This is a genomic window from Bradyrhizobium sp. Kon58, assembly GCF_055807455.1.
In genome coordinates this window covers 341,744-356,689 of sequence record NZ_JBVVOT010000004.1, presented here as the reverse complement: position 1 = coordinate 356,689, position 14,946 = coordinate 341,744, and the positions used below count along the sequence as shown (strand labels likewise).

Sequence of the window (14,946 nt, the reverse complement as noted above, 5' to 3'; positions counted from 1 at the left end):
CTCCTCAATGACCCAAGTAAACTTCAATGACCTTGGGATCGTTCTTCACCTTCTCCATGGTGCCTTCCGAGAGGATCTGGCCTTGGTGAAGCACGGTGACCTTGTGTGCGATGTCCTCGACGAACTTCATGTCGTGCTCGATCACCAGCACCGAGCGGTTCTTGATGATGCGGTTGAGCAGCTCGGCGGTCTTGGCGCGTTCGGAGACGCTCATGCCGGCGACAGGCTCGTCGAGCATCAAGAGGTCGGGGTCCTGGATCAGCAGCATGCCGATCTCGAGCCATTGCTTCTGACCATGACTGAGCTCGGCGGCATAGGTGTTGAGCTTGTCCTTGAGGAAGATCATCTCGGCAACCTCCCCGACGCGGTCCTTGACCTGCTGGTCGCGTTGGAAGGTCAGCGAGCCGAACACGGTGCGGCCACGCGGAAAGGAGATCTCGAGATTCTCGAACACGGTGAGATCCTCGAACACCGACGGCGTCTGGAACTTGCGTCCCACCCCGGCCTTGACGATCTCGTTCTCCTTCAGCTTCGTCAGCTCCGTGCCGCGAAACTGGATCGAGCCTTCGGTCGCCTTGGTCTTGCCGCAGATCAGGTCGAGCACCGTGGTCTTGCCGGCCCCATTGGGGCCGATGATGACGCGGATCTCGTTCTCCTCGATGTAAAACGAGAGATCGTTGACGGCCTTGAAGCCGTCGAAGGAAACCGTCAGTCCGGAGACCGCGAGCAGGAATTCCTTGGGCTGATGACCGACGAGCATGATCTATCTCCTCACTGCCAGCGCGGCATCGGCATCGTGATGACCGACGAGCATGATGGCCTCCTCACTCTGCCGGTGCGCCGTCGGCAACCGAATTGTCGGTCCAGCCCGGCTTCTTGCGCGAGGCGAACAGGCGGTCGATGCGCGGCTGCACATAGTCGGCCCAGAGCCCCGACAGGCCGTTCGGGAAAGCGAGCACGACCGCGATGAACAGCGCACCGAGACCAAACAGCCAGAGTTGCGGAAAGGATTCCGACAGGCTGGTCTTGGCGAAGTTCACCAGAATGGCCCCCCATATCGCGCCGAAGATCGACATCCGTCCGCCGACCGCGGTGTAAATCACCATCTCGATCGACGGCACGATGCCGACAAAGGACGGCGACATGAAACCGACATTGAGCGCGAACATGGCCCCGCCGATCGCGGCGAAAACCGCGGCCATACAGAACGCAAAGATCTTGAAGTTGGCGACGCTGTAGCCGGAGAAGCGGACGCGGTCCTCCTGTTCGCGCATAGCCACCAGGATGCGGCCGAGCTTGGTCAGGCGGATGAACTGCGCGATGCCGATGCAGGCGAACAGCAGCACCACTTCGACGAAGTACAGGATGACCTTGGCGTGGTCGGGCCGGATGTCCCAACCCTTCAGGGTGCGCAGGTCGGTCATGCCGTTGATGCCGCCGGTGTAGCCCTGCTGGCCCACGATCAGGATGGTGAGGATGGCCGCGACGGCCTGGGTGATGATCGCGAAATAGGTGCCGCCGACGCGGCGCTTGAACATCGCGGTGCCGATGATCAGCGCGAAGATGCCGGGAACCAGGATGATGGCGAGGATGGTGAAGGTGAGACTGTGAAACGGCTGCCAGAACAGCGGCAGTGACGTGATCTGATTCCAGTCCATGAAATCCGGGATGCCCGGCGTCGACTGGATTTTCGTGTTCTCGACGCTGGAGGCTTCCAGCTTGAGGAACATCGCCATGCAATAGCCGCCGAGTCCGAAGAACACGCCCTGCCCGAGACTCAGAATGCCGCCATAACCCCAGCACAGCACGAGGCCGAGTGCGACAAAGGCGTAGGTCAGATATTTCGCGACCAGATTGAGGCGGAATACATCGAGCGACAGCGGCAGGATCACGAACAGCACGGCGGCCAGAACAATGAAGCCGATGAGCTCGGATCGATTGAAGAAGCGTGAGTTGATGACCATGACTTGCCTGCTTCTTGTTATTTGCGGACCTTGAGGGCGAAGAGACCCTGCGGCCGCAGCATCAGGATTCCGACAACGGCAAGCAGCGTCAGCACCTTGGCCATCGAGCCCGACAGGAAGAACTCGAGGGTGGATTGGGTCTGCGAGATCGAGAAGGCCGATGCGATGGTGCCGAGCAGGCTTGCCGCGCCGCCGAACACGACCACGAGGAACGTATCGACGATGTAGAGCTGTCCGGAGGTCGGCCCGGTCGAGCCGATCATCGTGAAGGCGCTCCCGGCGACACCGGCAATGCCGCAGCCGAGGCCGAAAGTGTAGCGATCCACTTTTTCGGTGTTGATGCCGACGGCTCCGGCCATGATGCGGTTCTGCACGACGGCGCGCACCTGCCGACCCCAGCGCGATTTGTACATCACGTAGGCGACGCCCACGGTGATCAGGACGGTGAGGCACATCACGAAGACGCCGTTAATCGGCACTTCGATGCTGTCGGTCACGTGCAGCGAGCCAAGCATCCATTGCGGCAGCTCGACGCCGACCTCGCGCGCGCCGAACACGGAGCGATAGGCCTGTTGCAGGATCAGGCTGAGGCCCCAGGTCGCAAGCAGGGTGTCGAGCGGGCGCTTGTAGAGATGCCGTATCAGCACCCATTCCACCAGCATCCCCAACGCGCCGGAGGCGATGAAGGCCAGGATCATCGCGAGGAAGAAGTAGCCGCTGAACAGGCTCGGCAAATAGGATTGGAAGAAACTCGAGGTCATCCAGGTGACGTAGGCGCCAAGGATCATGAATTCGCCATGGGCCATGTTGATGACGCCCATCTGGCCGAAGATGATCGCAAGACCCAGCGCCATCAGGACGTAGACGGAGAACAGGATCAGTCCTGCAAAGCCCTGCATGACGAAGATGGAGCCAAGGTCACCAAGCGAGTAGTCGCCGAACATCGATGTCCTCCGTCAGGAAAGGGTCCCGCGTCGCGAGCAGGTTCGCGACGCGGGGGTCTTGGGCGTGGATTTGCGGTCCACGCCAGGGAGAGGTTTTGTCTGGAAGGGAAACGGCGACGAACGCCGTGTCTTATTGATAGCTCTGGTCTTACTGGTAGCCCTTGGGGAACGGATCCGGCTCGACCAGATCAGCGGTCTCGTAGATCAGTTCGAACTGGCCATCGAGCTTGGCGCGTCCCACCCTGGTCTTCGACCAGAGGTGATGATTTTCGTGGATGCGCACATAGCCTTCCGGAGCGCCCTTGAACTCGATGCCTGGCGATGCCGCCGCGATCTTGTCGATGTCGAAGGAGCCCGCCTTTTCCACCGTCAACTTCCAAAGCCACGGGCCGAGATAGGCAGCCTGGGTGACGTCTCCGATCACGGTCTTCTCGCCCCACATCTTCTTGAACGCCGGGACGAAGGTCTTGTTGTTCGGATTGTCGAGCGACTGGAAGTACTTCATGCAGGCATAGGCACCCGCGATGTTCTCGCCGCCGATGCCGTCGATCTCGTCTTCCGTCACCGAGATCGTCAGCAGCGCCTGCTTGGAGAGGTCGATGCCGGCCGCCTTGAGCTGCTTGTAGAACGCGACGTTCGAGCCGCCGACGACGTCGGTGAAGATCACGTCGGGCTTGGTCAGCTTGATCTTGTTGATGACCGAATTGAACTGGGTGTTGCCGAGCGGATAATATTCTTCGCCGACGACCTTGCCCTTCAGCACGTTCTCGACGTGCTTGCGCGCGATCTTGTTCGAGGTGCGCGGCCAGATGTAGTCAGAGCCGATGAAGAAGAACGACTTCGCGCCCTTCTCCTTGGCGATCCAGTTCAGGCCGGCGAGGATCTGCTGAGTGGCTTCCTGGCCGGTATAGATCACGTTCTTGGACTGCTCGAGACCTTCGTAGAAGGTCGGATAGTAGAGCATGCCGTTGTACTGCTCCATGACGGGCAGCACGGCCTTGCGGGACGCCGAGGTCCAGCAGCCCATGATCGCCGCGACCTTGTCGTTGACTAGCAATTTCTTGGCCTTTTCGGCAAAGGTCGGCCAGTCGCTGGCGCCGTCTTCCTGGATGAACTTGATCTTGCGCCCGAGCACGCCGCCCATGGCATTGATCTGCTCGATGGCGAGCTTTTCGGCTTCGATCGAGCCGGTCTCGGAGATCGCCATGGTGCCGGTCGCCGAATGGAGGATGCCGACCGTCACCTCGGTGTCGGTGACCGCGAGGCCCGTGGTATTGACCGCCGAGGTCGCCGGGGCCTGCGCAAAAGATGCTCGCGGCAGCATGGTGATGGCCGGCACGGCCGCCATTCCCATCAATAATTTGCGCCGGAGCGGCGATAACAGGCCCTTGTTCGCTTCGTCTGACATGAGCACCCCACTGTTGTTCGAGGACACGCGATTGGTGCCGTGAGGATGGCTCGAATTTGTGCACTGCAAGCATACGCAAGATCGCGTATACTGCACCGCAAAATGACGACGTAGGCTTTTGGTACGGGTTTTGCGAGGGGTCCGGCGCGTTCGGGAGTAGGAGTGGGGCTGAAGTGGCAGGGCGGCAGCGAATAGATCGCGTCAGGCGCCAGTACAACCAATGGGTCGCCAACCAGACGCTGGAAGACTACGCGCTGCGTTTCACCGCCAAGAGCGCGCGCCGGTGGTCCGCCGCCCGCGTCGCCAACACCGCACTGGGCGCCATCTCCTTTCTCGCGCTGGAGGCGATCGGCGGCACCATCACCCTGAACTACGGCGTTACCAACGCCACCGCCGCGATCCTCGTCGTCTCCACCATCATCTTCTGCTGCGGCGTCCCGATTGCCTATTATGCCGCCAAATGCGGCATCGACATTGACCTGCTCACCCGCGGCGCCGGCTTCGGCTATATCGGCTCGACCGTCACCTCGCTGATCTACGCCTCCTTCACCTTCATCTTCTTCGCCATCGAGGCGGTGATCCTGGCGACGGCGCTCGAGATGTGCTTCGGAATTCCGCGCCCGATCGGCTATCTCATCAGTGCGGTCGCAATCATCCCGCTTGTCACCTACGGCATCACGCTGATCAGCCGCTTCCAGCTCTGGACGCAGCCGATCTGGATCATTCTGCACATCCTGCCCTTCGCGGCGATCGCCTGGGCCAATCCTTACTCATTCACGGAGTGGCGCAAATTCGCCGGCGAGCACGGCGACCCCAGCGGACATTTCGATCTGCTGCTGTTCGGTGTCGCATCCTCCGTGGTGTTTTCGCTGGTGGCCCAGATCGGCGAGCAGGTCGACTTCCTCAGGTTTCTGCCGCGCGACCGCCGCACCTCGCGAACGTCGTGGTGGGCCGCCCTGCTGATCGCCGGCCCCGGCTGGATCATCTTCGGCGCGCTGAAACTCCTGCTGGGCTCGTTTCTCGCCTTCTTCGCGCTGAGCCACGGTCTCTCCAGCGAGCTGGCGGCCGAGCCTGCGCACATGTATCTCGAAGCGTTTCGCTACGTGCTGTCGCAGCCGGACATGGCCCTGGCACTCACCGGCGCGTTCGTGATCCTGTCGCAGCTGAAGATCAACGTCACCAATGCCTATGCAGGCTCGATCGCCTGGTCGAACTTCTTCTCGCGTCTGACGCATAGCCATCCCGGCCGGGTCGTCTGGCTGGTGTTCAACGTGATGGTGGCGCTGCTGCTGATGGAGATCGGCGTCTACAAGGCGCTGGAGCAGACGCTCGCGCTCTACTCAAATGTCGCGATCGCCTGGGTCGGTGCGCTGGTGTCCGATCTCGTGGTCAATAAGCCGCTCGGCCTGCGCCCGCCGCAGATGGAGTTCAAGCGCGCCCATCTCTACGACATCAACCCGGTCGGCGTCGGCGCGATGACGATCGCGACCATCGTCTCGATCGCGGCCTTCTACGGCCTGTTCGGCTCGACCATGAAAGCGCTCGCGGCCTTTGTCGCGCTGACGGTCGCCTTCGTCACCGCACCCGTCATCGCCTGGCTCACCGACGGAAAATACTACATCGCGCGCAAGCCGAAGAAGAGCTGGGCCAATATCGAATCGATCCAGTGCTGTATCTGCGAGCACCATTTCGAGCCGGAGGACATGACCTCCTGTCCCGCCTATGCGGGCCCGATCTGCTCGCTATGCTGCTCGCTCGATGCGCGCTGCCACGATTTGTGCAAACCGCATGCGCGCGCGCAGGTGCAGTTCGCCGACGCGCTCGCAAGGATCTTGCCGCAGGCGATCTATCGGCGGATCAACTCGCAGTTCGGCCACTACATCGGTGTGTTCGTGGTCTCCGCGGGCCTCGTCGCGCTGGTACTGGGGCTGATCTACCTCCAGACCTCGGTCAGCGTGCCCGGCGAGAACGTGCTCGTCTCCAACGTGCTCTGGAAGGTGTTCTTCTCGCTCAGCATCATCATCGGCGTGGTCGCTTGGCTGTTCGTGCTGGCGCAGCAGAGCCGACGGGCCGCCGAGGCCGAGACCCGGCGCCAGACCACGCTGCTGATCCAGGAGATCGACGCGCACAAGCGCACCGACGCCGAGCTCCAGCGCGCCAAGGAAATCGCCGAATCCGCCAATCTCGCCAAGAGCCGCTACGTGGTGGGCCTGAGCCACGAGCTGCGCTCGCCGCTCAATGCGATCAGCGGCTATGCCCAACTCCTGGAGCAGGATACGACGCTCAACACCAAGCCGCGCGACCAGGTCCGCGTCGTCCGCCGCAGCGCCGATCACCTCTCCGGCCTGATCGACGGCATTCTGGACATCTCCAAGATCGAGGCGGGGCGGCTGTACCTGTCGCGCGACGAGGTGCGCTTGACCGAATTCCTCGACCAGCTCGTCGGCATGTTCCGCCTTCAAGCCGCGGCCAAGAGCATCGACTTCGTGTTCAGGCGGCCGGCGCATTTGCCGGTCGTGGTCTATGCCGACGAGAAGCGGCTGCGCCAGGTGCTGATCAATCTGCTGTCCAACGCGATCAAGTTCACCCAGGCCGGCAGCGTGCAGTTCGTGGTGCACTATCGCAGCCCGGTCGCGGAGTTCGAGGTGATCGACACCGGCCCCGGCATCCAGGGCGACGATCTCGAACGCATCTTCGCACCGTTCGAACGCGGCGCGCTCGGTGTCTCGCAGCCGCAGACCGGCACCGGGCTGGGCCTGACCATCAGCCGGCTGCTCGCCGGCGTCATGGGAGGCGACATCAAGGTCTCGAGCACGGTCGGCAGCGGCAGCACGTTCAAGGTCAAGATGCTGCTCTCGGAAGTCACCAATCCGCAGCGTATTGCGCCAGTGGAGGCCCCGATCTCCGGCTATCACGGCGCGCGCAAGACCATCCTCATCACCGACGACGATCCCGTGCATCGCGACCTCCTGCGCGAGGTGTTGACACCACTCGGCTTCATCCTGCTCAGCGCGCCCGACGGACCTGGTTGCCTGGCGCTGGCCCAGCACTGCCGGCCCGATCTGTTCCTGCTCGACATTTCCATGCCGGGCATGGATGGCTGGACGGTCGCGGAGACGCTCCGCGCCAACGGCCACCATCAGGCGCGGATCCTGATGGTGTCGGCCAGCGCGCTCGAGGCCCACGGCACACCGCTGGCGCAGCCCTTCCACGACGGCTATCTGATGAAGCCGATCGACATTCCCAGGCTTTTGGAAAGCATCCGCCAGCTTCTCAAGATCGAATGGCAATACGGCTCGGACGAGATCGCCGTGCCGCTGTGGCGGCCGGAGAGCGGCTCGCGGCCACCTGTACGACACATCGAGGCGCTGATCGGGCTCGGTCAGATCGGCTACGTCAAGGCCATCGAGTTGAAGCTGGACGAGATCGGCAGCGAGCATCCTGAACATGCCGACTTCGTCGCGGAAATGCGGTCGCTGGTCGACCGCTTCGATCTCGACCAGTACATGGCCACATTGAAGACGTTGTATGCGTATGAGCACTGAGTCGAAAAAGCGCGACGTCGCGCTCGTTGTCGACGACTCTCCGGAGACGCTGCGGCTGCTCACCGATGCGCTCGACAGCGCCGGAATGACGGTGATGGTGGCACTCGACGGCGCGGCCGCGATGCGCATCGTCGACCAGATCACGCCTGACATCGTGCTGCTCGACGCGGTGATGCCGGGCATGGACGGGTTCGAGACCTGCCGCCGCCTCAAGCGTGATGCGGGCCTTGCCAATGTCCCGGTGATATTCATGACGGGGCTCGCCGAGACCGAGCACATCGTGCGCGGGCTGGAGGCCGGCGGCGTCGACTACGTGACCAAGCCGATCGTGATCGAGGAGATGCTCGCGCGCATCCGCGTTCATCTCGGCAATGCGCGGCTGACGCAGAGCGCGCGCGCCGCGCTCGACGTCTCCGGCCGATTCCTGTTCGCGGTCAACCGCCAGGGCAAATTGTTGTGGGCGACCCCGCAGGCGCAGAAGCTGCTGGCGGATCACCACGGCGCACAGGCCGAGGACGACTTCGTCCTGCCAGTACCATTGCTGCAATGGCTGGAGCAGGCGAAGGGCAAGGGCAGCTCGAAGTCTCAGGCAGCGTCCTTGCCGGACAATCCTCAACTCCGGCTGTACTACATGGGCGAGACCGCGCCGAACGAGTTCCTGCTGCGGCTGTCCAGGGAATCCGGCACCGCGCCGCCACCCGAATTCACCAGCGAGCTCGGCCTCACCACCCGCGAAGGCGAGGTGCTGGCCTGGCTCAGCAAGGGCAAGACCAACCGCGACATCGCGCAGATTTTGGGCTTGAGCCCGCGCACGGTCGACAAGCATCTTGAGCAGATCTACTCCAAGCTCGGCGTCGAGAACCGGACTGCGGCGGCGGCGATTGCAACGAATGCGACAAGAAGGAATTCGTAGTTTTGCTGCGAATGAGTTGAGACCTGCCCACCCAATAACCGGTGTCGTCCCGGCGCAGGCCGGGACCCATAGCCACAAGACGTAGTTTGGCGATGACTCGTTATCGTGGGACTACTACCAACCGCAGTCGATAGATCACGCGGTATGGGTCCCGGCCTTCGCCGGGACGACATTGCAATGCGTGGTTAGCGCCTACCCCACCTCACCCGTACACAAACTCCCCGCCATCCAGATCCGTCTTCGGGATCTCGTCCTTTTCGGTCCAGTAATCCTGGCTGTGCTGCCATTCCGGCTTGTCGCCGCGCTTGGGCAGCAGGTCCATGTTGCGCATCATGTAACCGGGATTGAAGTTCTCCGGATCGATCCAGGGCAGGATCGGCATGTTGTGGTCTTCGGCGCGCAACTTGACCCCGACCTTCTTCTTGCCTTTGGCCTTCATGTGACCGAGCAGACGGCAGACGAAGTCGGCGACGAGGTCGACGCGCAGCGTCCAGCTGGCGCGGAAATAGCCGAACACCCAGACCATGTTCGGCACGCCCGTGAACATCATGCCGCGATAGGTGACGGTGTCGCCGAAGGCGAGAGGCTTGCCGTCAACCTCGAAGGCGATGTCGCCGAGCGCCGCGAGATTGAAGCCGGTTGCGGTGACGATGATGTCGGCTTCGAGCAGCTTGCCGGATTTGAGCTGGATGCCGTTCTCGACGAAGCACTCGATCTCATCGGTGACGACGGACGCCTTGCCGCCGGCGATGCCCTTGAACAGATCGGCATCGGGCACGAAGGCGATGCGCTGCCGCCACGGCCGGTAGTTCGGCGTGAAATGGGTGTCGACATCGTACTCCGGACCGAGCACCGCGCTGATCTGGCCGATCAGCTCCTTTTTCACCTGCTCGGGCTTGGAGATGCAGAGTTTCGTGAAGGCATCCTGCTCGAACAGGATCTTGCGGCGAACGATCTCGTGGATCCAGGCTTCGTCGACCTGAAGCCTGCGCAGCTCCTCCGCGATCTCGATGGCGTTGCGCCCGAGACGGAAATAGGTCGGCGAACGCTGCAGCATCGTGACATGCGCGCATTTGTCGGCAATGTTCGGCACCAGCGTCGCCGCCGTCGCGCCGGAGCCGATCACGACGACCTTCTTGTTCGCGAGGTCGATATCATCAGGCCAAGTCTGCGGATGAACGATGCGGCCCTTGAAGCGATCGGTACCCTTCCATTCCGGCGTATAGCCTTCCGAATGGCGGTAATAGCCCTGGCACATCCAGAGAAAGTTCGCCGTGAAGGTTTTCGGCTCGCCAGTGTCGGTCGTCACCGCCTCGATGGTCCAGAGGTTTTGCTCGCTCGACCAGCTCGCCGAATTGATCTTGTGCTTGTAGCGGATATGCCGCGCGATATCGTTTTCGTCGATCACCTCGTTCATGTAGGCGAGGATTTCTTCGGCGGTCGCGATCGGCGGCCCGACCCAGGGCTTGAAGCTATAACCGAAGGTGTGGAGATCGCTGTCGGAGCGGATGCCGGGATAGCGATGCGTCGTCCACGTGCCGCCGAACGTCGCCTGCGTTTCCAGGATGACGAAGCTCGCACCCGGAAGCTGCTTGGTCATGTGATAGGCGCTGCCGATGCCCGAGATGCCGGCGCCGACGATCAGCACGTCGAAATGTTCAGAAGCCTGTTTGGCCGTGGCGTGACTGCGAACAGCGACATTCATTGTTGCTTCTATGCCTTGCTTGTTTTTATGGCCGCCCTTGGTTGGGCGACGCGTTTCCCCCGCGACGGACATGGTTGCCCATCGCGCTTCCGCTTCAAGATGACATAGATCGGGACGCGGTCAAATCACAGCGCCGCACCCCAGCTCCGCGCGGTCTGCAAGATCCAGTCGCGATAGAGCGTGAGCGGTGTGACGCCGGTCAGCCCGCCGCAGCCGGCGGCTCCGTTCGGCCCCGTGGACCAGCTGATCACGCCGACGAGCACGGATCCGGTCGGCTTGTCCTCGAACACGGGACCGCCGGAATCACCGGTGCAGGCGCCAATTCCGTCGCGAACACCGTTGGTTACGGGGTCGACCAACCGGATCTGGAGCGTGCCGGGCTGCCCCGTCGCAACGAGGCCGGCAACGCGCGTCGCGCCGCCACTCTTGCCGTCGCCACGCACGGTGACGCCGATGCCGGCGATGACGAAGCGGCTGCCGACCTGGATCGGAATATTCGGCGCACCGACCGGTACCGTCGATTTTCCCTTCAATGGAATTTCCAGCTGCAGCAGTGCCAGGTCGGCGGTAGCGCGATGCCCTTGCATCGCCTGCATGTTGAAACTCGGATGGATCGCGACGGTGCGGACATTCAGCAGTTGCGGCTGCCCGTCGGTGCCGCGATCGACGATCTTGTAGTCCGCGCCGGGCTGCACGCAGTGGGCGACGGTGAGCACCAGCCTTGGCGCAACCAGGGTGCCGGTACAGAAATTGCCGCGCGAGCCGACGATGGTGACGACGGCGCGCGCGACGCCATCGGCCTGCGGCGTGCCGCCGCCAACGATGGCATAAGCAGGCGTGGCCAGCAGCAGCACGGCTGTAATGATGGTTGCAAGCTTTTTCATGGGAACACGCTTCGGCTTCGGTGACGCGGTGGGATGGCTTCGGACTGGCCCTTGCCGATAGCGCATGCTAGCGCTCTTGGAAAGGAATTGACGAGGGCGGGACCTTGACGATCGAGGCTGTGATCTTTGATTTTGGCGGCGTGCTGACGAGTTCGCCATTTGAGGCGTTCACGCGGTTCGAGACAGAGCGTGGCCTGCCCATCGACATCATCCGGCGCACCAATGCCGCCAATCATCTGGAAAATGCCTGGGCCAAATTCGAGCGCGCCGAGGTCGACATCGACACGTTCGATAAGCTGTTCGCGACGGAGTCGCTGGCGCTTGGCGCGGAGGTGCGCGGCCGCGATGTGCTGCCGCTGCTTCAGGGCGATCTGCGCCCCGAGATGGTCGAAGCGCTGAAGCGCATCAAGGCGCAATTCAAGACCGGCTGCATTACCAACAATCTGCCGGCCAATGCGATCGGCAGCATGACCGGGCGCTCACTCTATGTCGCCGAGGTGATGGTGCTGTTCGACCATGTGATCGAGTCCGCCAAGATCGGCCTGCGCAAGCCCGACCCGCGCATCTACCAGCTGATGGTCGAGACGCTGAAGGTTGATCCGAAGAATTGCATCTATCTGGACGATCTCGGCGTCAATCTGAAGCCGGCACGCGAGATGGGCATGACGACGATCAAGGTGACCAGCGGCGCCCAGGCGATCGCCGAGCTCGAGGCCGCGACGGGATTGAAGCTGAGCTAGAGCGTCATTCTCCGTCATTGCGAGCGGAGCAAAGCAATCCAGACCGCCTCCGCGGTGGGATTCTGGATTGCTTCGCTGCGCTCGCAATGACAGCGTGGAAAAATCTCGCCTGGCGAACTGATTATTCCGCAGCGGCGGCAATACGCTCGGGAAACGCAGCCGCCAGCGAGGCGCGATCGGCTTTCAACACGCCTCGCTCGGTGATGAGGCCGGTGACGAGCCGCGCCGGGGTGACGTCGAAGGCATAATTCGCGACCGGCGAGCCCTCCGGCACGATGCGTACCGTCTCAAGCCTTCCGTCCGCGGTGCGGCCGGTCATGTCGGTGACCTCCGTGCCACTGCGCTGCTCGATCGGGATGTCGCGGACGCCGTCATCAACGGCGAAATCGATCGTCGGCGACGGCAGCGCGACATAGAACGGCACGTTATTGTCGTGAGCGGCGAGCGCCTTCAAATATGTGCCGATCTTGTTGCAGACGTCGCCATTGGCGGCAACGCGATCGGTGCCGACGATGGCGAGATCGACCATGCCGTGCTGCATCAGATGCCCGCCGGTGTTGTCCGGAATCACCGTATGCGCCACGCCGTGATGGCCGAGCTCCCAGGCCGTGAGCGAGGCGCCCTGGTTGCGCGGACGCGTCTCATCGACCCAGACGTGGACCTTGATGCCGCGCTCGTGCGCCAGATAGATCGGCGCCGTCGCCGTGCCCCAGTCGACGGTCGCAAGCCAGCCGGCGTTGCAATGGGTCAGCAAATTGACGGTCTCGCCCGGCTTCTTCCTTGCGACGATCGCCTCGATGAGTTTCAGGCCGTTGCCGGCGATCCCGCGATTGATCTCGACATCCTGCTCGACGATCTCGTCGGCGCGCGCATAGGCGGCTTCCGCGCGCTCCAGCGGATCGATCGGCGCGAGGCTCGCGCGCATCTCGTCCAGGGCCCATTTCAGATTGATCGCGGTCGGCCGCGCCACCACGAGCGTGTCGTAGGCACGCTTCAGGCCGGCGTCGGAGGCGTCCTCGCGCATCGCCAGCGCCATGCCGTAGGCTGCGGTCGCGCCGATCAGTGGCGCACCGCGTACCAGCATGTCGCGGATGGCGAGGGCCGCGTCCTCGCATGAGGTCAGCTTCGCAACGATGAACTCATGCGGCAGCCGGCGCTGGTCGATCGCTCCGACCGACCAGCCGTCGCGCTCACGCCAGATGCTGCGGAAATGCTTGCCGTCGACCTTCATGGCATTCTGCCTTTCGTATCACGTTCGCAAGATGCGCCCGGCCACCGCATCGAGCTTCTTCAAGAGCTCGGGATCGCGCGCCTCGGGCGCGGTGATCAATGCGGTATCGAGCGCGCGGTCCGAGCCGATCGGGCACGGCTCATGCTCGCGCGGGAAGTCTTTCGCCAGTCGCACCACCAGCGCTTTTGCCTTGTCGGCGTTCGAGCTCAGAACGCGGATGATGTCCTGCACGGTGACGGCGTCGTGATCGGGATGCCAGCAATCGAAATCCGTCACCATCGCGACGGTGGCGTAGCAAAGCTCGGCCTCACGCGCGAGCTTCGCTTCGGGCATGTTGGTCATGCCGATCACGGAATAGCCAAGCGTCTTGTAGGTCATGCTTTCCGCATAGGTCGAGAATTGCGGTCCCTCCATGCAGACATAGGTGCCGCCTCGCGAAAACGCGTTGCCCTCGGCTTCGGCCGCCGTGGCAAGGTGGATGCGCAGCCGCGGCGATACCGGGTGCGCCATCGAGACATGCGCGACGCATCCCCTCCCGAAGAACGAGCTGTCGCGCTTGTGGGTACGATCGACGAACTGGTCGACGAGAACGAAGGTTCCCGGCGGCAGTTCCTCCCTGAACGAGCCGCAGGCCGACAGCGAGATCAGGTCGGTGACGCCGGCGCGCTTGAGGACGTCGATATTGGCGCGATAATTGATGTCAGAGGGCGACAGCCGGTGGCCCTTGTCGTGGCGCGGCAGGAACACGATCGGCAGGCCGGCAATGGAGCCGCGCCGCAGCGGCGCCGACGGCTCGCCCCAGGGGCTTTTGATCACCTCTTCGCGAGCGTCCTCCAGCCCCGGCAGATCGTAGATGCCGGAGCCGCCGATGATGCCCAATACCGCCTGCGTCATGCCTGCTCCACCCCGTTCGCGCCATCGCGATTCCGTGGGGAAGCTATGCCAGTTTTACGTCGGCTTTGGAACGGGGGATGGGGTCAAGAAGTGCCGTCAGGAGGATGTGCGCCAGCACTCCTGATTATGCCGCGGCCGCCGACTGCAGCTGGGTCGCAACCATGCGCTCCAACGTCTCGACCGACTGGAAGTTCTCCGGTGTGATCTCGGATTGGGGAATCGTGAAGTCGAACTCGGCTTCGACGCCGAGCATCAGATTGACCATGTCCATCGAGGTCAGGCCGACGTCGACGAGCTTGGCCTGCGCCGTGATCTCAGCGGAGAGTGCGTTCTGGGCGAGGATGCCCTTCACCAGCTTGATGATGCGATTGCGCAACTCGGTATCGAAAGCCTGCATCGGTAAATTCCCATCTGTCGACAAAGGTCGGACCGGTTGCCGGCTACGATGGGCACGGCGGGCCGATCCCGCAATGGATGCCACCATTACTTCGCGTTTCTTAGTAAACGATGACTCAGATTGTCTGGATTTCCGGCTTCTTACAGATCCCTAACGCGATCGCGGGAATCCGGGCGATGCAAACAACCCGAACTTAACTGTTCGTTCGGAATTGGGCTTTGTTTACCCTCTATTTCATCGACGAATTTGAATTAAATCCGTAGCCTCATCTCATAAGCAAAGATGGTCGAAGGATCGCTCAAGCGGCATCGCGAATGATGC

Annotated in this window: 12 protein-coding genes; 3 read left to right on the top strand and 9 right to left on the bottom strand. The window is 62.5% G+C overall.

What is annotated here, in order from left to right; all coding sequences use genetic code 11:
* Positions 1-4 precede the first annotated feature (4 nt).
* The 4 genes from urtD to urtA all read right to left on the bottom strand — a co-directional run bounded on the left by urtD (position 5) and on the right by urtA (position 4,316).
* Positions 5-760 carry an urea ABC transporter ATP-binding protein UrtD gene (urtD, locus tag AC0L20_RS10375; RefSeq protein WP_473288434.1) on the bottom strand — a complete coding sequence of 252 codons (756 nt, stop codon included), beginning with the start codon at positions 758-760 and terminating at the stop codon, positions 5-7.
* 64 nt (positions 761-824) lie between these two features.
* Complete coding sequence (gene urtC, locus AC0L20_RS10370) at positions 825-1,964, bottom strand: urea ABC transporter permease subunit UrtC (protein WP_473288433.1); 1,140 nt, start codon at positions 1,962-1,964, stop codon at positions 825-827.
* A 17-nt stretch (positions 1,965-1,981) separates the two neighbouring features.
* Positions 1,982-2,908, bottom strand: coding sequence for an urea ABC transporter permease subunit UrtB (gene urtB, locus AC0L20_RS10365; protein ID WP_007598078.1), 927 nt, complete (start codon positions 2,906-2,908; stop codon positions 1,982-1,984).
* A 148-nt stretch (positions 2,909-3,056) separates the two neighbouring features.
* The gene (gene urtA / locus AC0L20_RS10360; RefSeq protein WP_018455941.1) at positions 3,057-4,316 is read right to left on the bottom strand and encodes an urea ABC transporter substrate-binding protein; all 1,260 of its coding nucleotides are present in this window, start codon (positions 4,314-4,316) and stop codon (positions 3,057-3,059) included.
* Between the two features lie 173 nt (positions 4,317-4,489).
* Here urtA and AC0L20_RS10355 point away from each other — a divergent pair, with 173 nt between their 5' ends.
* Positions 4,490-7,861 (top strand): hybrid sensor histidine kinase/response regulator, encoded by a 3,372-nt coding sequence (locus AC0L20_RS10355; RefSeq protein WP_473288432.1) that lies wholly within the window; start codon positions 4,490-4,492, stop codon positions 7,859-7,861.
* Positions 7,845-8,774, top strand: a complete 930-nt coding sequence (locus tag AC0L20_RS10350; RefSeq protein ID WP_456767133.1) for a response regulator — start codon at positions 7,845-7,847, stop codon at positions 8,772-8,774. Before AC0L20_RS10355 ends, AC0L20_RS10350 begins: the two co-directional genes overlap by 17 nt.
* A 202-nt stretch (positions 8,775-8,976) precedes the next feature.
* Here AC0L20_RS10350 and AC0L20_RS10345 read toward each other — a convergent pair whose 3' ends face one another.
* Positions 8,977-10,479: a flavin-containing monooxygenase gene (locus AC0L20_RS10345; protein WP_473288431.1), complete on the bottom strand. Its 1,503-nt coding sequence runs from the start codon at positions 10,477-10,479 to the stop codon at positions 8,977-8,979.
* Positions 10,480-10,604: 125 nt separating this feature from the next.
* Positions 10,605-11,363: a S1 family peptidase gene (locus AC0L20_RS10340; RefSeq protein WP_473288430.1), complete on the bottom strand. Its 759-nt coding sequence runs from the start codon at positions 11,361-11,363 to the stop codon at positions 10,605-10,607.
* 104 nt (positions 11,364-11,467) lie between these two features.
* Between AC0L20_RS10340 and AC0L20_RS10335 the strand changes: the two genes are divergently transcribed.
* Positions 11,468-12,103 carry an HAD-IA family hydrolase gene (locus AC0L20_RS10335; protein ID WP_473288429.1) on the top strand — a complete coding sequence of 212 codons (636 nt, stop codon included), beginning with the start codon at positions 11,468-11,470 and terminating at the stop codon, positions 12,101-12,103.
* Positions 12,104-12,224: 121 nt separating this feature from the next.
* On the opposite strand, the gene mtnA is transcribed toward AC0L20_RS10335, so the two are convergent.
* From mtnA to AC0L20_RS10320, 3 genes are all read right to left on the bottom strand, one after another.
* Positions 12,225-13,334: an S-methyl-5-thioribose-1-phosphate isomerase gene (gene mtnA, locus AC0L20_RS10330; RefSeq protein WP_473288428.1), complete on the bottom strand. Its 1,110-nt coding sequence runs from the start codon at positions 13,332-13,334 to the stop codon at positions 12,225-12,227.
* Positions 13,335-13,352: 18 nt separating this feature from the next.
* Positions 13,353-14,228, bottom strand: coding sequence for an S-methyl-5'-thioadenosine phosphorylase (locus AC0L20_RS10325; protein ID WP_473288427.1), 876 nt, complete (start codon positions 14,226-14,228; stop codon positions 13,353-13,355).
* Between the two features lie 124 nt (positions 14,229-14,352).
* Positions 14,353-14,625 carry a phosphopantetheine-binding protein gene (locus AC0L20_RS10320; protein WP_473288426.1) on the bottom strand — a complete coding sequence of 91 codons (273 nt, stop codon included), beginning with the start codon at positions 14,623-14,625 and terminating at the stop codon, positions 14,353-14,355.
* Between the last annotated feature and the right edge of the window lie 321 nt (positions 14,626-14,946).